The 18,085-nt window shown below is 73.0% G+C and carries 13 protein-coding genes; 8 read left to right on the top strand and 5 right to left on the bottom strand.

The genetic code is table 11. The annotated features are described in order from the left end of the window. Positions 1-350 precede the first annotated feature (350 nt). Positions 351-914: a leucine-rich repeat domain-containing protein gene (locus ACIPSC_RS31365; RefSeq protein ID WP_400830654.1), complete on the top strand. Its 564-nt coding sequence runs from the start codon at positions 351-353 to the stop codon at positions 912-914. Between the two features lie 202 nt (positions 915-1,116). On the opposite strand, the gene ACIPSC_RS31360 is transcribed toward ACIPSC_RS31365, so the two are convergent. Next, the gene (locus ACIPSC_RS31360; protein WP_400830652.1) at positions 1,117-2,028 is read right to left on the bottom strand and encodes a hypothetical protein; all 912 of its coding nucleotides are present in this window, start codon (positions 2,026-2,028) and stop codon (positions 1,117-1,119) included. A gap of 1,016 nt (positions 2,029-3,044) precedes the next feature. Between ACIPSC_RS31360 and ACIPSC_RS31355 the strand changes: the two genes are divergently transcribed. Next, on the top strand, positions 3,045-3,869 hold the full coding sequence (locus ACIPSC_RS31355; RefSeq protein ID WP_400830650.1) for an FAD binding domain-containing protein: 825 nt from the start codon (positions 3,045-3,047) through the stop codon (positions 3,867-3,869). Further along, a complete protein-coding gene (locus tag ACIPSC_RS31350) occupies positions 3,866-6,643 on the top strand; it encodes a molybdopterin-dependent oxidoreductase (RefSeq protein WP_400830646.1) in 2,778 nt (925 codons plus the stop codon). The genes ACIPSC_RS31355 and ACIPSC_RS31350 overlap by 4 nt, the downstream gene beginning before the upstream one ends. Before the next feature lie 37 nt (positions 6,644-6,680). Here the strand turns inward: ACIPSC_RS31350 and ACIPSC_RS31345 are convergent, their stop codons facing one another. Then, entirely contained in the window at positions 6,681-7,073 is a 393-nt protein-coding gene (locus ACIPSC_RS31345) for a nuclear transport factor 2 family protein (RefSeq protein ID WP_400830644.1), read from the bottom strand. 119 nt (positions 7,074-7,192) lie between these two features. Between ACIPSC_RS31345 and ACIPSC_RS31340 the strand changes: the two genes are divergently transcribed. Continuing rightward, positions 7,193-7,648, top strand: a complete 456-nt coding sequence (locus ACIPSC_RS31340) for a MarR family winged helix-turn-helix transcriptional regulator (RefSeq protein WP_400830641.1) — start codon at positions 7,193-7,195, stop codon at positions 7,646-7,648. A 186-nt stretch (positions 7,649-7,834) separates the two neighbouring features. Here the strand turns inward: ACIPSC_RS31340 and ACIPSC_RS31335 are convergent, their stop codons facing one another. Further along, the gene (locus ACIPSC_RS31335) at positions 7,835-8,425 is read right to left on the bottom strand and encodes a hypothetical protein (protein WP_400830638.1); all 591 of its coding nucleotides are present in this window, start codon (positions 8,423-8,425) and stop codon (positions 7,835-7,837) included. A 296-nt stretch (positions 8,426-8,721) separates the two neighbouring features. On the opposite strand from ACIPSC_RS31335, the gene ACIPSC_RS31330 reads away from it, so the two are divergent. The 4 genes from ACIPSC_RS31330 to ACIPSC_RS31315 all read left to right on the top strand — a co-directional run bounded on the left by ACIPSC_RS31330 (position 8,722) and on the right by ACIPSC_RS31315 (position 13,879). Beyond that, positions 8,722-9,438 (top strand): hypothetical protein, encoded by a 717-nt coding sequence (locus ACIPSC_RS31330; RefSeq protein WP_400830635.1) that lies wholly within the window; start codon positions 8,722-8,724, stop codon positions 9,436-9,438. Positions 9,439-9,562: 124 nt separating this feature from the next. After that, positions 9,563-9,901, top strand: a complete 339-nt coding sequence (locus ACIPSC_RS31325; protein ID WP_400830632.1) for a GNAT family N-acetyltransferase — start codon at positions 9,563-9,565, stop codon at positions 9,899-9,901. Positions 9,902-10,271: 370 nt separating this feature from the next. Further along, complete coding sequence (locus ACIPSC_RS31320) at positions 10,272-10,712, top strand: Lrp/AsnC family transcriptional regulator (protein ID WP_400830630.1); 441 nt, start codon at positions 10,272-10,274, stop codon at positions 10,710-10,712. Between the two features lie 134 nt (positions 10,713-10,846). Then, a complete protein-coding gene (locus tag ACIPSC_RS31315) occupies positions 10,847-13,879 on the top strand; it encodes an aminotransferase (RefSeq protein ID WP_400830627.1) in 3,033 nt (1,010 codons plus the stop codon). 130 nt (positions 13,880-14,009) lie between these two features. Here the strand turns inward: ACIPSC_RS31315 and ACIPSC_RS31310 are convergent, their stop codons facing one another. Both ACIPSC_RS31310 and ACIPSC_RS31305 read right to left on the bottom strand, forming a co-directional pair. Beyond that, positions 14,010-16,748, bottom strand: coding sequence for an ATP-binding protein (locus ACIPSC_RS31310; protein ID WP_400830625.1), 2,739 nt, complete (start codon positions 16,746-16,748; stop codon positions 14,010-14,012). A gap of 310 nt (positions 16,749-17,058) precedes the next feature. Further along, positions 17,059-18,054 carry an aldo/keto reductase gene (locus ACIPSC_RS31305; RefSeq protein WP_400830623.1) on the bottom strand — a complete coding sequence of 332 codons (996 nt, stop codon included), beginning with the start codon at positions 18,052-18,054 and terminating at the stop codon, positions 17,059-17,061. Positions 18,055-18,085: the final 31 nt, after the last annotated feature.

Below are 18,085 nucleotides of genomic sequence, written 5' to 3'. Positions count from 1 at the left end.
GTGGGACTGGTGGAGATCACCAACAGCATCGATCTTGTGGTCGGCCCAAGCCGCAGCCCCCGACCAATCCGTCTCGCCCGCGTCTTCGTATCCTGTGTGCCATGGTGAATGAGCCAGAGTCGGCATCCCGTACCAATCAGTGGGGCGACACGGAGAGATCGGTCCCGGGCAGCAGCGAGTCCTGCCAGGATGTCTGCTCGTGCTTCGACCAGGACCGGGTGAGCAATCGGAGGCGGGTGCGCTTCCACAGTGACCGTCAGGACACATCTTCGCCAGCCTGGCAGCACCTCCTGGCGCTGATCGACGAAGCCGCCGCCGACGGGCGGGAGGTGTTTCGACCGCTGGTGGAGATGAGCCCCCGAGAGCGGCGCCAGATCGTCACCCTGCCGCCCAGCATCGCGAAGCTCACCGCCGTCAAGCAGTTCGTCCTCTACGGCAGCAACCTGGTTCGGATCCCTCCGGAGATCGGCGCCATGAGCAGCCTGCAGGAATTCACCCCGTACACCTCCTACCGCTTGCACTGGTTCCCATACGAGCTGACCAGGTGCCCGAGCCTGAAGCGCAGCACCGTGAGCACACGCGCCCTGTACGGCAACGAGAAGCTCCGCCCACCGTTCCCCCCGCTCCAGCCCGGCGGCGTGGAGACCGCCGGCCTCGGCCTCGACGACGTCGACCCCGGAGAATGGGGTACTACGGCACTCCGCAGGTGCAGCGTGTGTGACCGACCGCTGGAAGGATCCAAGATCCACCAGGCATGGATCTCGCTGCGAGTGGCCACCGACGTCCTGCCGCTCCTGGTCAACGCCTGCTCCGCAGCGTGCGTGCAGGCCCTTGCCAAGCCTCCTGAGGACTACGTCCAGACCCCACACACGGGTGGCCCCGGACTTGCCCAACCCACCGCTGACTACGCCTGACTCCCCAATGCCAGCGGGCCGCGAATCAGCTGCCGGATGCCGACCCGCGGGCATTTGGGCCATCACAAGATCGGCGACAGAGCCCGCTCATCTGTACTTGGCTGGGCACTTCAACGAGTAAGCGGACACCGACCCAGCAGTCGCCCTATGGCTCGAGGTACTGGCCGAGCTGACGCTGACCGCCGGGCCGTGCCCGCGCGTCTCACACGATGGAGTCGTCCATCGTGTCGTCCTCGTTCCCGCTCACCTCGTAGTCACTGTCGCGTGCCTGGCGGCGCTCCTCCCGCCGGGCGTGCCGGATGTCCGTCTCGTCGTCCGTCATGGCGAAGACGTCCTCCCGGCGGAAGAACTCCTCGGACAGCGGGTTGTCGCCGCCTGCGCGTACCCAGTCGGTCAGGATCGGTTTCGGGCTCAGGGCGACCGTCCGGTTGCCCCGGCCCGGGAGGACGGTCAGCTGGTAGGCCTCGCTGGTCGTGGTGGGCGAGCGGTAGGTGTACGTGTAGTGCCGCGGCGCGGCGCCGCCGGGGAGGGGGCCGAGGAGCCTGGCGTAGGCCTGGACCAGGCCGGGGTTGGCGAAGTTGCAGAGCAGGACGGTCGTGCCGCGCTGGACGAGTTCGCGGGCGGCGTCGACGATCGCGGTCTGGAAGGCGGAGCCGTCGTTGCCGGTTCCGTAGGTACCGGCCGACACCGTGCCGAAGGTCTCGGGGTTGGTCACGAAGCCGCCCGGGACGGCATTGGTGAACTTGGGGAACGGGCAGTCCATGAAGACGATGTCGGAGGGCGCCGCCAGGTCGCAGGTGGTCCGGAAGTCGCGGCACGCGAAGTCCTCCATGCCGACGGTGCCCAGGAGGTCGGCGATCGCGGTGAGGGTGACCACTTCGCGGGCGCGGATGTCGGCGAGGCGCTGCCACGCGTCCGGGTGGAGGGTGGCCTGAACGCCGCCGCGCTCGGTCAGCTTGGAACCGCGGTGGCAGCGGTTGACCAGCCAGATGTACATGCTGACGGTCGTCCGGGCGAACTCGGGGTCGTTGGCGGTGTCGTCGATGGCGCGCCGCCCGCCGTGCTCCAGGTGCTCGACCAGCTGGCCGAAGCTGCGATCCAGGTCGAGTCCCACTCGACGGCGAGGTCCGCGTACGCGCGGACGAACCGGTGGCCGCGCTCCGCGAGTGCCCGGTAGGCGGCGATCACGTACGGGTTGAGGTCGCCGGCGACGACCGAGCTGAACAGCCGCATGCCCTCGTTGATGCCGGGCCCCCAGGCGGTGGCGTTCAGGAAGATCTGCCCGGAGCCGACGAAAGGTTCGACCAGGCGCGGGAAGCGCCCGCCGTTGTCGGTGAACTTGGCGCGGGCGACGCGGGCGAGGACGAGCTGGGTGAAGTGCGTGCGGTTGTGCATGTTGCCGGTGTAGGGCGTGAGCCAGGCGAAGCGCTCCGGCGCGGGCACCCAGAGGTTGGTCATCCGGCCGATGTAACAGCTGTCGGTGCGCACGAACTGCTCGTAGGGCCCTCCGGTCACGCCGGCGAAGTAGTTGAAGCTCGACGGGCCGTCCATCTCGCCGATCGCGAGCGGTTTGTACGGGACCGCCATGTTGCGCGGGGCGGGAGCGCCGGCGTCCGTGACGGTGAAGCCTCGGTCCGGAGTGCCGTTGCGCATGTGCCCGTGGACGCAGACGGCGCACGGGACGCCGTTCTGGTTCATGGCTCCGGTGTACTCGCGCTCGAACCCGCAACGGTCGCAGTAGATGTGCATGATCCCCCTCAGGAGTCCACCCCGGTCGCGCCTGCCGCCATGACCATAAGTGGCGTGTGCGGGCACCGGAACGGGATCGGCGGCCCGGGCGCCACCGGCAGGGGGTCGGCGGACGGGTCTGCGCCGGGGTCGCACCACCGGGGGCGCGCAGCCGGCGCCGCAAGCCCGCGGGGTACCCGGCTCCGGCCGCCTCCCACCCCGGCGCTCCATCGCGCCTCGCATTCGCCAGGGCACTACGCGTAGCACCATCGCATCTGCGAGGTTGCACGCCTGGTGGATTCACCAACTCGCATGGCCACACCTGGTAGGCGGAACCACTCGTTCCCGCCCGCCCGCGTTGCTTCAATCGCTCTACTGAACGGTCGAGGACGGTGGTGGCAGGTGGACCTGAACACGGTGGTGGAGCTGCGTGACGCGAGGCGCCGCGACAGCTGGCGGCCCGGCGACGCCTGGCTGGGCGGCGGGACGTACCTGTTCTCCGAGCCCCAGCCGCACGTCCGCCGGCTGCTCGACCTGAGCCGGATGGGCTGGGAGCCGGTCCGGGTGACCGCCGCGGGCGACCTGGAGATCGCCGCGACCTGCACCATCGCCCAGCTCTCCCGCTTCGCCGGTACGGTGGACCGGCCGGCGGCGCCGCTCTTCGAGCAGTGCTGCCGGGCCTTCCTGGCCTCCTGGAAGATCTGGAACATGGCCACCGTGGGCGGCAATCTCTGCAACGGGCTCCCCGCCGGGCCGATGATCTCACTGACCGCGGCCCTGGACGGCACGTGCACCCTGCTGTCCCAGGCCGGCGAGGTGCGCGAGGTGCCGGTGAAGGACTTCGTCGTCGGCGCTGGCGTCAAGGACCTGCAGCCCGGTGAGCTCCTGCGCTCGATCACCCTCCCCGCCCGGACGCTGGCGAGCCGTACGGCCTTCCGGCAGGCCTCGCTCTACGGGCTCGGCCGTTCCGGCGCCCTGCTGATCGGGGCACGCGACCCGATCGACGGCGAGCTGGCGCTCACCGTCACCGCCTCCACCGTGCGGCCGATCCAGCTGCGCTTCGCCGTCCCGCCGAACACCGAGGCGGTACGCGAGGCCCTCGACCACGCGATCGGGCCCGGGGAGTACTTCGACGACATCCACGGACTCCCCGCCTGGCGGCGCCACATGACGTACCGCTTCGCCGAGGAGATCCGCCGCGAGCTGATCGAGGAGACCGGACGATGAGCTTCTCCATCCGGGTCAACGGCGAGGACCACGACACCGAGCCACGCGCCGGGCAGTGCCTGCGCACCTACCTGCGCGACCAGGGCTGGTTCGGCGTCAAGAAGGGCTGCGACGCCGGCGACTGCGGCGCCTGCACCGTCCAGGTCGACGGCGAGCCGGTGCACAGCTGCCTCTACCCGGCGCTGCGCGCCGAGGGCCGCTCGGTCACCACCGTGGAGGGGCTGGCCTCCGAGGGCGGCGAACTGCACCCGATGCAGCAGCGGTTCCTGGACGCCCAGGGCTTCCAGTGCGGCTTCTGCACCGCCGGCTTCCTGATGACCACCTCCGCCGACGCCTTCGACGCGGAGAAGCGCGCCGACCTGCCCCGGGCGCTGAAGGGCAACCTGTGCCGCTGCACCGGCTACCGCGCGATCGAGGACGCCGTCCGCGGGGTCAAGCACACCGAACGGCCGTGCGCGGGAAAGGCGGTCGGCCGCAGCCTCGGCGCGCCCGCCGGTCCGCAGGTCGTCACCGGCACCGCCCGCTACACCTTCGACGTCGACATCGAGGGGCTGCTGCACATGAAGCTGCTGCGCTCCCCGCACCCGCACGCCCGGATCGTCTCGATCGACACCTCGGCGGCGCTGCGGGTGCCCGGCGTCGTCGCGGTGTTCACCCACCACGACGCGCCGGACCGGCTCTACTCCTCGGCCCGCCACGAGCACCCCACCGAGGACCCGGACGACACCCGGGTGCTGGACGACGTGGTGCGGTTCGTGGGCCAGCGGGTCGCCGCGGTGGTCGCCGAGAGCGAGGGCGCGGCCGAGGAGGGCTGCCGCCGGATCGCCGTCGAGTACGAGGAGCTGCCGTACGTCCTGGATCCCGAGGAGGCGATGGCGGCGGGCGCCCCGGTGATCCACCCCAAGGGGCCCGAATCGCGGATCGTCCGCCCGGAGAACAACGTCTGCGGCGAGGCCCACGGCGAGCTGGGCGACGTCGAGCAGGGCTGGCGCGAGGCGGACGTGGTCTACGAGGAGACGTTCCGGACCCAGCGGGTGCAGCACGCCAGCCTGGAGACGCACGGCTGCGTCGTCTACTTCGAGCAGATCGAGGAGACCGGGGACGAGCGGATCGTCGTCCGCTCCTCCACCCAGGTGCCGTTCCTCACCCGGCGCGCGCTGTGCGACTTGTACGGTCTGCCGATGGAGAAGGTCCGGGTGGTCGCGGGCCGGGTCGGCGGTGGCTTCGGCGGCAAGCAGGAGATGCTCACCGAGGACATCGCGGTCCTCGCGGCGATGCGGCTGCACCGGCCGGTGAAGCTGGAGTTCACCCGCGCCGAGCAGTTCTACGGCGCCACCACCCGGCACCCGTTCACGATCACGGTGAAGCTCGGCGCCAGGCGCGACGGCACGCTGACGGCCCTGCAGTTCCGCGTCGTCGCCGACACCGGCGCGTACGGCAACCACGGCCCCGCGGTGATGTTCCACAGCATCGGCGAGTCGATGGGCGTCTACCGCGCCCCGCACAAGAAGGTCGAGGCGTACTCCGTCTACACCAACGCCGTCCCGGCGGGCGCGTTCCGCGGCTACGGCCTCGGCCAGGTCACCTTCGCGGTGGAGTCGGCGATGGACGAGCTCGCCAGGCACCTGGGCATCGACCCACTCGTGCTGCGCGAACGGAACATCATCGGCCCCGGCGAACACATGGAGGGCCCGCTCGGCGAGGAGGAGGACCTGCACATCGCCAGCTACGGACTCGACCAGTGCCTCGGCGTCGTCCGCAACGCCCTCGCCGACGACACCAGCGCCGAACTCGCCCCCGAGGGCTGGCTGGTGGGCCAGGGCTTCGCGATGGCGGCCATCGCCTGCGGCCCGCCCGGCGGCCACATCGCCGACGCCACGGTGAAGCTGCTGGAGGACGGCACGTACGACATCGCCGTCGGCACCGCCGAGTTCGGCAACGGCACCACCACGGTCCACAAGCAGATCACCGCCGGCGCGCTCGGCACCACGGTGGACCGGATCGGCATCCGGCAGTCCGACACCGACGTGGTGCGCCACGACACCGGCGCGTTCGGCTCCGCCGGCACGGTCGTCGCGGGCAAGGCGGTGATGAAGGCGGCCAACGCGCTCGCCGAGCAGATCCTCACCTTCACCGCCGAGTACGCCCGCACCCCGCGCAGCCTGCTGCGGCTCACCGCCGACGCGGTGGAGTGCGACGGCCGGGTGGTCACGCTCAAGGAGCTCCACGAGGCCGCGCGCGGCCGGGGCGTCGAGCTCAGCGCCGACGGCCACTTCGGCGGCTCGCCGCGCTCGGTGGCCTTCAACTCCCAGTGGTTCCGGATCGCCGTCGACCCAAACACCGGGGAGATCCGGATCCTGCGCAGCGTCCACGGCGCTGACGCCGGCAAGGTCATGAACCCGCTCCAGTGCCGCGGCCAGGTCGAGGGCGGCGTCGCCCAGGCCCTCGGCGCCACCCTGTTCGAACGGGTCCTGCTCGACGGGCGGGGCGAGGTCACCACCGCCGCCTTCCGCCGCTACCGCCTGCCCGCGTACGCCGATGTGCCGCGCACCGAGGTGCACTTCTCCGAGACCTCGGACGCCATCGGGCCGCTCGGCGCGAAGTCGATGTCCGAGAGCCCCTTCAACCCGGTGCCCCCCGCCTTCGCCAACGCGCTGCGCGACGCCACCGGCATCCGCTTCACCGAGGCACCGTTCCTGCGCGACCACGTCTGGCAGGCGCTGGAGGAGCGGCGGCGCGGCAGCACGCGGGCCGGGGCGCAGGCCGGGGCGTGAGCCGCCGACCCGCGCAACCGCTCGATCCGGCCGGTGTTCAGCGGGCGCTGCCGAGGTTCCGGTCGTGCTCGGCGCCGGCGAGCATGAGGGTGGTCTCCTCGATGCGGCGGAAGCGGCCGTCGGGGGCGAACTCGGCGAAGAGGTAGACCTCCATGCGGACGGTGGACCCGTCGGTCTTGGTCACGTCCACGGTGTGGCGGTCGGCGTAGCGGTCGCCCACCGCGAGCTCGTCGTGCACCTCTATCGTGCCGCCGGCGACGACCTTGCGCAGGTGGGCGATGTGTGTGAGGAACTCGGCGCGGTCGGCCCAGTCGCCGTCGGTGCGCTGGCGGTAGTCGGGGGCGAAGTGCCGGTCGGCGGCCTCGTCGAGGTCGAGGCCCGGGGTGAAGAGCAGGTCGGTGAGGGCGGCGCGGATGTCGGTGCGGTTCACAGGAATTCCTTCGGTTGCGTGCGGGGGGTGACCCGCCGTCGGTCGATCGGAGATGCGTGTCTCAAGCACGCTTATGACTGTACAGGAGAAGCGTGCGTCGCGCACGCTAGTCTGGAGGGGTGGAGAACTCGACCGGACACGACATCGCCGAAGCACTTGGCCTGCTCCTGCGCCGCAGCACCCGCGCACACCTCTACACCCGGCTGACCGCCGGACTCGGGGAGGCGGTCGACGAGCTCACCTACCCCGTCCTCAGCGGCCTCGCCCGGACCGGAGCGTGCAGCGCCGCCGACCTCGGCCGCGAGATCGGCCTGGACCGCACCACCGTGACCCGCCGCGCCGACCGGCTGGAGCGGGCCGCCCTGCTCCAGCGCCAGCCCGACCCCGCCGACGGCCGCGCGACCCTGCTCGCACTCACCGAGGAGGGCCACAGCGTCGTGGCGGCCACCAGGCAGCGGCTGGCCGCCGGCATCGAGGCCACGCTCGCCTCCTGGCCACCGGAGGAGGCCCGGGCCTTCGCCCGCCAGCTGCGCCGCTTCGTCGACGAGGGCCCCTTCACCCCCGAGCACGAGTAGCGCCCTCCGACCCTCCCGCACCGCACGCACTCGGCCGCACCGCACGCACGCGGCGCGGCCCGTCACCCCGCGGGTGACGGGCCGGAGCACTCATCCCGGGCTCCCGCCCCGGGACCAGACCTGCTGGACCGTTCGACAGTCGATCGAATTCGGCCCGCCTCGAAGGGGTGCTCCCGTCGTTCCTCGTCAGTGACCGCCCGAAGGGACGTCGCAGCCGGTGTGGTCGGGGTAGCCGCCGAAGGATTCCGTCCTGGTGACGGCCGCGTCCATCCTTCCCTCCAGGCAGAGCGACGAGGCGTCCACGAGGAAGGAGATCCCGGTGGGCCCGTTCTGGTGCACCTGCACCTTTCCGGCGGCGTAGCCGAGGGCTGTGAGCGCGTTGCGGCTGCTCTCGGGGGTGAAGTCGCCGCGGCGGCGCAGCGGTTCGAGCGCGCCCTTGATGCGCGCCTCCGCCGCGAGCCCGTCGCAGCGTCGCTGGCCGTGCAGCGGGAGGGGGACCTTGAAGCCGTTGTTCTCGGCGTAGTGGTCGCCGAGCGCCGGGTTCGGGGCGGAGGCGGTGGAGGTGCGCGTCGGCGTCGGCTTCGGCGTGGGAGTCTCGCCCGCGCAGGGCGGGTCCAGCGGCGTACTCGGCCCCGCGGTCGCGGTGAGCGCCGGCCCGCCGCCCGCGCCGGCGGTCTCCCCCGCCCGCTGCGTCCCGCATCCGGCCACCAGCACCGCCAGCGCCACCACCGCCGCCGGCGCGCCGACCCGGACTCCCGCCCCCTTGATCATCTTCATGGCCGCATCCTCCCCCGTCGGCACGGCGGTTGTCATGAGTACCCCTACTCAGTTGACGGCTGCTCAGTTGACGGCTGCTCGGTCGACTGCGGCTCGGTCGACGCGGCGGCATCGCCAGCGCCGGGGCGGCGTCCGGGAGGACGTCGGCTACGCCGATCAGGTCGGGCCCCGCGCGTCCGGCCGGGGCCCGTCCGGGACTCGGGCTATACCTGGTCCCGGACTGCAGGGTCGTGGGGTGCACGCGGCTCCCCGGTCCGCCCGGACCGAACCGCAACCTGGCAGCACGGAGGTCGATCATGGTGGACGGCAGTCACTTCAGGGCCGTCGGCCCGGCGGACACCGGCTACGAGACCGAGCCCGCCGCCTTCCCGCTGGGCGCCCGGTTCGGCGGCACCTCCGGAGGCATGGTCGCCACCTGCGAGGGCGGCGCCGACGGTGACGGTGTGAGGGGCGCCGGGAACGGAACGGCGAACGCCGGCGTCTTCGGGATCTCGACCACCGTCAACGGCAACGGCGTCATCGCCGAGGCCCACAACGGCCCGAGCGCCTACGCCCTCTGGGCCCGGTCCGACAGCGGCTACGCCGGCCGCTTCGCCGGCAAGGTGCACGTGGAAGGGGACTTCCAGGTGACGGGCACCAAGTCCGCGGCACTCCGGATGGACGACGGCACGCACCGGTTGTGGTACGCCGTGGAGGCCCCGGAGAGCTGGTTCGAGGACTTCGGCTTCGGCCGCCTCGTGGACGGCCGTGCCCAGGTCACCCTCCATCCGGATTTCGTCGCGGCCACCGAGAACGGCCCGTACCACGTCTTCCTGACGGAGTACGAGGCCGGCAGCGGCCTCTACGTGGCGGACCGGACCCCGACCGGCTTCGGTGTGCGCGCGGCCGTCGGCTCCGCGCGCAGCGAGTTCAGCTACCGCGTCGTCGCCCGGCGCGGGGACGTACAGCCCGAGCGGTTCGCCGTCGTCCGTGGGGCGGACGACGAGAAGAGCGGTCCGCCCAAGGGCCGCTGACCCACCCGCGAGCCCGCAGGGCCGACCGGCCGATGATCGTTTACGGCCGCGCCTCGGGCATGATGGGCGCACTACGCCGCCCCGCGCGCGAGCCCCGCGCCCCGAGACCTCCGGAAGGTCCACCATGACCCAGCCCTCCGCCGCCCCCGTCGTCCAGCCCGCCGAGGAGCGCAACCGGTACGAGATCCTCGTCGACGGGAAGCTCGCCGGGTTCACCGAGTACCGCGACCACGGAACGCAGCGGGTGTTCTTCCACACCGTGGTCGACGAGGAGTACGCGGGCCGGGGCCTCGCCTCCGTGCTGGTCCAGGAGGCCCTGACCGACGTGCGTGCCACCGGCCGGCACCTCGTCCCGATCTGCCCGTACGTCGCCAAGTTCCTCACCAAGCACGACGACTTCGCCGACATCACCGACCCGGTGACCCCCGAGGTCCGGCACTGGCTGAAGGGCCGGCTGGCCTGACCCCGCCCGGGCCCGGCGCTTCGGCCCCGGGCATGCGCGCCCAAGGGTGCCGAGCATGAGCCGGTCCGAGCAGTTGCCGGTAGCTGGGGCAATCGCCGGTCACCGCCCCGGGTCCGACCGGGCTTCCGGAGGGCGGGAGGTTGGGACCGGAACGGCGTAGCGGGCCGCCTGCGCGCTCGCTACGCGTGTAGCGGCAATCGATTCGAGCGTTGGGCATTGCGATCACGCTCGAATCGATCGTAGGGTCGAGCCAGGCCGAACCGGACCGCGCCGAAGGACTCGCCATGGACCGATCCCTCCCACCGCTGTCGCCCGCCGCCGCGGCAGCGCTCGTCCGCCGTTCCGACCGGCCCGCGGGGCGGTGAGCGGCATGGACGAAATCGACCGGGCGATCCTGCGCGAGCTCCAGACCGACGGCCGCATCCCGTACGCCGACCTGGGGCCGAAGGTCGGGCTGTCGCCCTCGGCGGCCCGGCAGCGGCTCCAGCGGCTGATCGACGCCAAGGTGGTCCAGGTCGTCGGGGTCACCGACCCGATGGCGATGGGGGGCCAGGCGATGGCGCTGCTCGGCGTCCGCGTCGACGGCGATCCCCGCGCGGTGGCCGATGCACTCTCGCGCCACGGGGAGGTCATCTACGCCGTGCTGACCTCGGGCACCTTCGACCTGTTCACCGAGGTCGTCTGCCCCAGCCCGGCCGCACTGCTGGACTTCATCAACGACGTGGTGCGCCCCGTCGAGGGCGTGACGGCCGTCGAGAACTTCCCCTACTTCGGGATTCACACGCACCGCTTCCTCTGGGACGTCGGCTGACGGCCCTGCCCCTCGGCCGACCGCCCTGCCCCTCCTCCGCCTGCCCCCCAGCGTGCCGTCCCCCACCGCACGCCGACCCGCCGTGCCCGCCGCCCGCACGCCCGCCGCGCCTGCCCCGGACAAGGACCCTCGACATGTCCCACGAGCACCCCCACGAGCACCCCGCCCCTCGCCCCGCCGGCGTCGACTTCTTCGCCCGCAAGGCCCTCCCGGCCCCGCGGGTGACCGCGGAGGACGCCGGCCGGATCGCCGCCGAGGCCTTCGGCCTCACCGTCCGCGCGGAGTCCCTCGGCAGCCAGCAGGACACCAACTTCCTCCTCCACCCGGACGCCGGCGCCCCCGTGGCCGTGCTCAAGATCGCCAACCCGGCGTTCGGCCCCACCGAGATCGAGGCCCAGGACACCGCAGCCGACCTCGTCGCCGCCGCCCACCCCGAGCTGCGCGTGGCGACCGTGCTGCGCGACCAAGCCGGCGACCGCCGCAGCGCGACCGTCCCCACCACGGACGGGCCGGTCACCGCCCGGCTGCTGCGCTACCTGCCCGGCGGCGCCCTCTCGGGGCCGCACCACCTCCCTCCCCGCACGGTGGCGGCCATGGGCGCCATCGCCGGCCGGGTCAGCGCGGCGCTGCGCGACTTCCGCCACCCCGGCCTGGACCGCGTCCTGCAGTGGGACCCGCAGCACGCGGACCGCGTGGTCGCCGACCTGGTGCACCACGTCACCGAGCCGGAGCGGCGCACCGCCGTCGAGGCCGCCGCGGCCGCGGCCTGGGCGGAGCTCGACGCAGTGGCCGAAGGCCTGCCCCGCCAGACGGTGCATCTCGACCTCACCGACGACAACCTGGTCCGTTCCCCCGACAGCCTGCTCGGCCTCCCCGACGGGATCATCGACTTCGGCGACCTCACGACCAGCTGGGCAGTGGCCGAGCTCGCCGTCTGCCTCTCCTCCGTACTGCGCCACGCCGGTGCGGAGCCGCACCACGTCCTGCCGGCCGTGCGTGCCTTCCACGCCCTCCGCCCGCTCTCCGCCGACGAGGCGGCGGCCCTGTGGCCGCTGGTCGTGCTCCGGGCCGCCGCGCTCGTCGTCAGCGGGCGGCAGCAGGCGGCCGTCGACGGCGACAACGCCTACGCCGTCACCGCCCTGGAGGGCGAGTGGCGGATCTTCGAGCAGGCCGTCTCGGTGCCGTCCGCGGTGATGTCGGCCGTGATCGCCGATGCCCTCGGCCTCCCCGTCCGGCCGGCGCCCTCGCTGCCGGTGGGCCGACCGGTCGTCGCCGGCCTGGCCCCCGCCGGGATCGCGCTGCTGGACCTGTCGACCGAAGGTGACGCGATGGACCACGGCGCCTGGCTGGAGCCGGGCATCGAGGACCGGCTCGCGGCCGCGCTGCTGGCACGCGGCAGCGCCGCCGTGGCCACCCGTTACGGCCAGTCCCGGCTCACCGCCGCCACCACGCTGGCCGCCGAGTCGCCCGCCACCGTGGCCACCGGGATCGACCTCTGGCTCGGCGCGCCGGCCGAGCTGCGGGCACCCCGCGACGGCGAACTGGTCGCGATCTCCCCCGGCCGCGTGGTCCTCACCTGCGGCCTCCACCTGCTCGACCTCTCGTGGGCCCTCTCCGCGACCCCGGACCTGCCGACCGCCCCTGCGACCCCGGCCCCCGCCTCCGACACACCCGCCGGCTCTCCCCTGAACGCCGGCGACCTGCTGGCGTCGCTGCCGGCCGGCACCCGGCTCCGCCTCGCCCTGCGGCGCCGGCGCAGCCCCGAGGTGCCGGCCCTGGTCCGGCCCGAGTACGCGGCGGGGTGGCTCGCGCTGACCGCCGACCCCGCCGGCCTGCTCGGGCTGCCGGCAACGGGCGCCACCACCTCGCCCGCCGAGCTGCTCCACCGACGCGGCGCGTCGTTCGCCACCGTGCAGGAGCACTACTACGACGAGCCGCCGCGGATCGAGCGCGGCTGGCGGCACCACCTGGTGTCCACGGACGGCCGGGCCTACCTCGACATGGTCAACAACGTGACGCCCCTCGGCCACGCGCACCCGCGCGTGGAGCGGGCCGTCGCCCGGCAGTTGCGGCGGCTCAACACCAACTCGCGCTTCCACTACGCCTCGGTGGTGGAGTTCACCGAGCGGCTGGCCGCCCTGCTGCCCGCCCCGCTCGACACCGTGTTCCTGGTCAACTCCGGCTCCGAGGCGGTCGATCTGGCCCTGCGCCTGGCGATCGGCGCGACCGGCCACCACGACGTGGTCGCCCTGCGCGAGGCCTACCACGGCTGGACGTACGCCTCGGACGCCGTCTCCACCTCTATCGCCGACAACCCCAACGCGCTCAGCAGTCGCCCGAGTTGGGTGCACACGGTGGACTCGCCGAACCCGTACCGGGGGCGGCTGCGCGGCACCGACGCGGCCGGTTACGCGGCCGACGCCGTCAGGGCCGTCGACGAGCTCGCCGCCTCCGGCCGGCCCGCCGGTGCCTTCGTCTCCGAGTCCTTCTACGGCAACGCCGGAGCGGTCGCGCTGCCCGACGGCTACCTCCGGCAGGTGTACGCGGCGGTGCGGCGCCACGGGGGCCTGGCGATCGCGGACGAGATCCAGGCCGGCTACGGCCGCCTGGGCACCTGGTTCTGGGGCTTCGAGCAGCAGGACGTCGTCCCGGACATCGTCACCGTGGCCAAGGCGATGGGCAACGGCCACCCGCTCGGCGCCGTGATCACCTCCCGGGCCGTCGCCGACCGTTACCGCGACCAGGGCTACTTCTTCTCCTCCACCGGCGGCAGCCCGGTCTCCAGCGTCGCCGGGCTCACCGTCCTCGACGTCCTGCGCGACGAGGACCTCCAGGGCAACGCCGTCCGGGTCGGCGGCCACCTGCGGGACGGGCTGCGCGCCCTCGCGGACCGGCACGCCCTCATCGGGGCGGTGCACGGCTCCGGTCTCTACCTCGGGGTGGAGCTCGTCCGCGACCGCGACACCCTCGAACCGGCCCCCGAGGAGACCGCGGAGCTGTGCGACCGGATGCTCGAACTCGGCGTCGTCGTCCAGCCCACCGGGGACCACCTGAACGTGCTGAAGATCAAGCCTCCGCTGTGCATCGACCGCCCGGCCGCGGACTTCTTCACGGCCACCCTCGACCGGGCCCTCACCGAACTGACCCCGCGCGGGCCCGCGAGGTAGAGGTAGCGGCCATGCTGCGCTGACGGCCGCGGACCGCGGTGGAACCCCCGCAGCAGCGCCACCACCCCTGGCAGCCACGACTCTCCTGACCACCCCACGGACGTCCAACCGTGGGTCGCCCGCGCCATGGTCAGCGTGACCTGCGGGGCAGCCGCTTCAGGTTCTGCTTCGCCTGCCGCACGCCGTCGTCGTCCCCCAGCTCGCCGTAGAGCTGTGCGGCCCGGCGCAGCGCCTCGCCCGCATCGTCGTCGCGCGGGGACGGCAGGTGGTGGAGCCCGAAGGCGAGCAGGTTCAGAACGCGGGCCTCGGGCTCCCGGTTGCCGGCACTCCGGTGGCGCTCGGCCGCGCGCTCCAACGCGGCGACGGCCTCCTCCACCTCCTGCAGCTGGAGCAGGGACTCGCCGAGCCCGGCGAGAGCCATGGCCTCACCACCCTCGTCGGCCAGTTCCCGATGCAGCTCCACCGCCCGTCCGTTCACCTCCACCCCCTCCGCCCAGCGCTGCTCGGCCATCAGGTCGAGGCCGAGCAGCAGCAGGATCGCCGCCTCCCCCACGGGCTCACCGGCTTCGCCTGCGGTCCGCGCTGCGGCAAGACCGACCGCGATGGCCTCCCCCGGTCGGCCGGAGAGGCTCACCACTGTCTGGAGCCGGGCCAGCGCGCGTGCCTCGGCCAGCCGGTCGCCGAGGTCGCGGCCGACCGCGACGAGCTCGCGCAGCACGGTCTCGGCCTCCTCCACCCGGTCCGCCTCGTCCAGCATCTCGGCCAGTTTGTCCAGCGTCCGCGCCTGCGCGGCCAGGTCGTCGAGGTCCCTCCAGAGCGCGAGCGCCTCACGCAACCGCCGCTCCGCCTCGGCCGGCCGCTTCAGGCTCAGCAGCGCCACCCCGAGATGTTCCAGCGCGGTACCCTCCTGCCGCCGCTCACCCAGCTGCCGGTAGAGGTCGATGCTCTGCTCGTAGGAGTCCAGGGTGGCCGCGTACTCCTCCAGCCCCTGCTGGGCAGCGGCCATGAGGAGGACAGCGGTCTGCCGACCGACCACGTCCCCGGTCTCGGCGAAGAGTTCGGCCGCCTGCCGATGCAGTTCTACGGCCTCCTGATAACGCCGCTCGTGGTAGCGGACCTTTCCGAGGTGAGCCAGGCACTCGGCCTCGCCGCCCCGGTCGCCGAGTTCGCGGAAGAGCGCGAGCGACAGTGCGAACGCCTCTTCCGACTGCTCCGCGCGGCCATCGAGCTCTGCCAGGGCCACGCCCAGTTGGTCGAGGGTCCGGGCCCGCCCCAGCCGGTCGTCCAACAACGTGTAGATCGTGCACGCCCGGTAGTAGTGAGCGGCGCCCTCCTCATGCCGGTCCAGCTCCAGTAGGGCCAACCCGACCATCTCCAACGCCCAGGCCTCCAGGTTCGACGGCCTCTCGCCCAGCACACAGCGCAGTGTCACCACCGCCGCCGACAGCGCCTCCTCGAACCGACGGCTGCGGTGGAGGTAGCCGGAGACCGACGCGGTCAGGGCTGCCGCGGCGGCCGGCCGGTCGACCGCTTCGGCGTTGCCGATCGCACCGAGCAGGTTCGGGTACTCCCGTTCCAGCCAGGTCTCGGCTGCTTCCCGGTCGGCGAACCGCGCCGACCGAACGGCGCCCGCGCCGCGCTGTACTGCCCCGCCTGCGGCCTCTGCGGTCGACCGGTAGTGCTCCCAGAGCCGCCCGAGCGCCCCGCCTGCGTCCTCCTGCCCCAATCCGGTCTGGACTCGCTCGAAGGCGTAGAGCCGGACCAGGTCGTGCATCCTCCACCGGTCGCTCGCGCCACCGCGAGCGAGCAGATGAGCCCTGAACAGCGCCTCCAGCATCCGGCGGGCGGCACGGGCCTCGCGCCCCACCAGCGCCGTCGCGGCCTCGGTGGAGATGTCAGGTCCGGCGTTCAGTGACAGGAGGGCGAACAGCCGGGCCTGCTCCTCGTCCAGTCGGTCGCAGGAGAGGGCAAAGGCGGACCGGACCGCCCAGTCCTGGCCCTCCGCCTCGCCCTGGACCGATAACTCGTCCAACCGGTTCTGCGCGTCCGCCAGATCCTCTGCGAAATCGGCAAGGGCGCGGTCGGTCCGCTCGGCCATCAGTGCGGCCGTGATCTGCAGGGCGAGCGGGAGGTGGCCACAGCGCTCGGCGATCAACCGGGCGTGCTCCGGGTCGTCCTCGATCCGGTTGTCCGCCGAGCCGCGCGCGGTGTGCAGGGCCCGGCGCAGCACGTCGACTGCAGCCTCGGGAGTCAGCACGTCGAGGTCGTGCAGCCGCGCGCCGAGGCCCCCGATGGTGTGCCGGGAAGTGACCAGCACCGCGGTCACGCCGTCACCCGGCAGCAGCGGTTCGACCTGGGCAGCCGACGATGCGTTGTCGATCACCACCAGGATCCGGCGGCCCTCGGCGGCGTAGGCGGCGAGCACCGAGGTGTAGTGGCGTCGTAGGTCCTGCAAGTCGTGCGGGATGTGCTCGACGGGCAGGCCGAGCGCGCGCAGAAAGCCGTCCAGGGCTTTCTCGGGAGTGACCCGACGCTCCTTGTCGTAGCCGGCCAGGTCGACGAACAGCACGCCGCCGGGGAACCAGCCCTCGGTGCGCAGGGCCTGCCTGGCCGCATGCAGGACCAGCTCGGTCTTTCCCACTCCGGGCAGTCCGGCCACGGCGGAGACGGTCCGGGCCTCCGGCCGCTCACGGTCCGGGCCCAAAGCGGCCAGCAGCGCCTGGAGTTCCTCGTCCCGACCGGTGAAGGTCTCCTCCAGGGGCGGCAGCCCGGTGAGGTGCGGTTCGATCCTCGGCGGCAGGGTGACCGTGACGTTCTGGCCCTGCACCACCGCGTACTGGATGCCGCCGGTGACCTGGTTCCGGATCACCGGGCCCGTCCCGCCGGCCGTCCCCGGGTCCCCACCCACACCGTCGGCCCCGCCTTGGGGCGACTGCCCCCAACTCGCTGTCATGGCGGACATGATGGGGCCGCGAGCATGATCGGGGAGGGCATTCCGGAACATCTCCGGAGAAGTGGCCATCGGATTTGCGGCCTGGCCCGATCCGCCGGGGAACACCCTGGGCCGTTCCTCCGGATCCTGCCGGGCGCGCGACAGCGGGCATCGCTCCCGGGCCCTCGGAAGACTGGGTGTCCGTGCACTGGTCCGACAAGATCCGGGAGAGCCTCCCTACCGGCCGTCAGGCCCAGGGGAGGGAGGCGCGGGTCTGCCAGTAGGCCTCGGCGGGCTCGGCGAGCACGGACAGGCCGGCGAGGTCGGCCGGGGTGAGGTCCAGCTCGGCGGCGGCGAGGTTGGAGGCGAGCTGCCCGGCGGTGGCGGCGCCGGAGAGCACGAGGTCCGCCCACGGCTGGGCGGCCACCGCCGCCAGCGCGAGCGCGTCGCAGCTCGCGCCGGTCCGGGCGGCGAGTGCGCGCAGTGCGGCGGTGTCGGGACCGGTCGCGTTGCGGTCGGCGAGGCGGCCGTTGGCCATGCCCTCCTTGACCACCACCAGCCAGCCCGCCTCGGCGGCCGCCGCGAGGGCCGGCCCGGCGGACGGCTCCAGCAGGTTCCAGGTGGACTGCAGCGCGGCGAACAGCGGCCGGCCGCCCACCGAGACCTCCAGGGCCGCGCGGACGGTGTCGGCCTGCGCCGGACCGCTGGTCGAGAGGCCGATCCGGACGCCCTCGGCGGCCAGGCCGGCCAGCCGCTCGTGCAGGGCCGGGTCGGTCAGCGCCGGGCTGTCCGGGGTGACGGAGTGCACCAGGTAGACGTCCAGGTGGGTGCCGAGCAGCGCCCTGGTCTCCTTGATCTGGCGGTCGAACACCTCCACCGCGTGCTCCTTGACCTCGTGCACGGGCACGCCGGAGGCCCGCCAGTCGGCGGTGTAGGTGTAGCCCCACTTGCTGCCGACGGTCACCTCGGCGGCGGCCTCGGGCCGGGTGGCGAGCCAGTCGCCGAGGAACTCCTCCGCCCGGCCGTAGGACCGGGCGGTGTCGAAGTAGCGGACGCCGGCGGCGTAGGCCGCGTCGAGCAGGTCGTGGGTACGCCGGCGCAGCGCCTCGACGGTGCGCTCGGCCGGCAGGTCGAGGTCGCGGCCGAGCGTGATGTAGCCGGGCCGGCCGACCGCGGCGGTGCCCAGTCCGAACCGGGTGAGCGGCGGCCGGGCGGTGGATCCGGTGGCAGGTGCGGCCGGCATGGCGAGGTCCCTTCGACGGTGCGGGCGGGTG

The sequence above is a fragment of the Kitasatospora sp. NPDC090091 genome (genome assembly GCF_044747365.1).
Classification (GTDB): domain Bacteria; phylum Actinomycetota; class Actinomycetes; order Streptomycetales; family Streptomycetaceae; genus Kitasatospora.
This window is presented reverse-complemented; position numbering and strand designations above follow the sequence as displayed.

Coding starts and splice junctions, on each gene's coding strand:
- ACIPSC_RS31365 (WP_400830654.1), top strand. CDS start 351: ATGAGCCCCCGAGAGCGGCGCCAGATCGTCACCCTGCCGCCCAGCATC.
- ACIPSC_RS31350 (WP_400830646.1), top strand. CDS start 3,866: ATGAGCTTCTCCATCCGGGTCAACGGCGAGGACCACGACACCGAGCCA.
- ACIPSC_RS31335 (WP_400830638.1), bottom strand. CDS start 8,425: ATGAAGATGATCAAGGGGGCGGGAGTCCGGGTCGGCGCGCCGGCGGCG.
- ACIPSC_RS31330 (WP_400830635.1), top strand. CDS start 8,722: ATGGTGGACGGCAGTCACTTCAGGGCCGTCGGCCCGGCGGACACCGGC.
- ACIPSC_RS31325 (WP_400830632.1), top strand. CDS start 9,563: ATGACCCAGCCCTCCGCCGCCCCCGTCGTCCAGCCCGCCGAGGAGCGC.
- ACIPSC_RS31320 (WP_400830630.1), top strand. CDS start 10,272: ATGGACGAAATCGACCGGGCGATCCTGCGCGAGCTCCAGACCGACGGC.
- ACIPSC_RS31315 (WP_400830627.1), top strand. CDS start 10,847: ATGTCCCACGAGCACCCCCACGAGCACCCCGCCCCTCGCCCCGCCGGC.
- ACIPSC_RS31305 (WP_400830623.1), bottom strand. CDS start 18,054: ATGCCGGCCGCACCTGCCACCGGATCCACCGCCCGGCCGCCGCTCACC.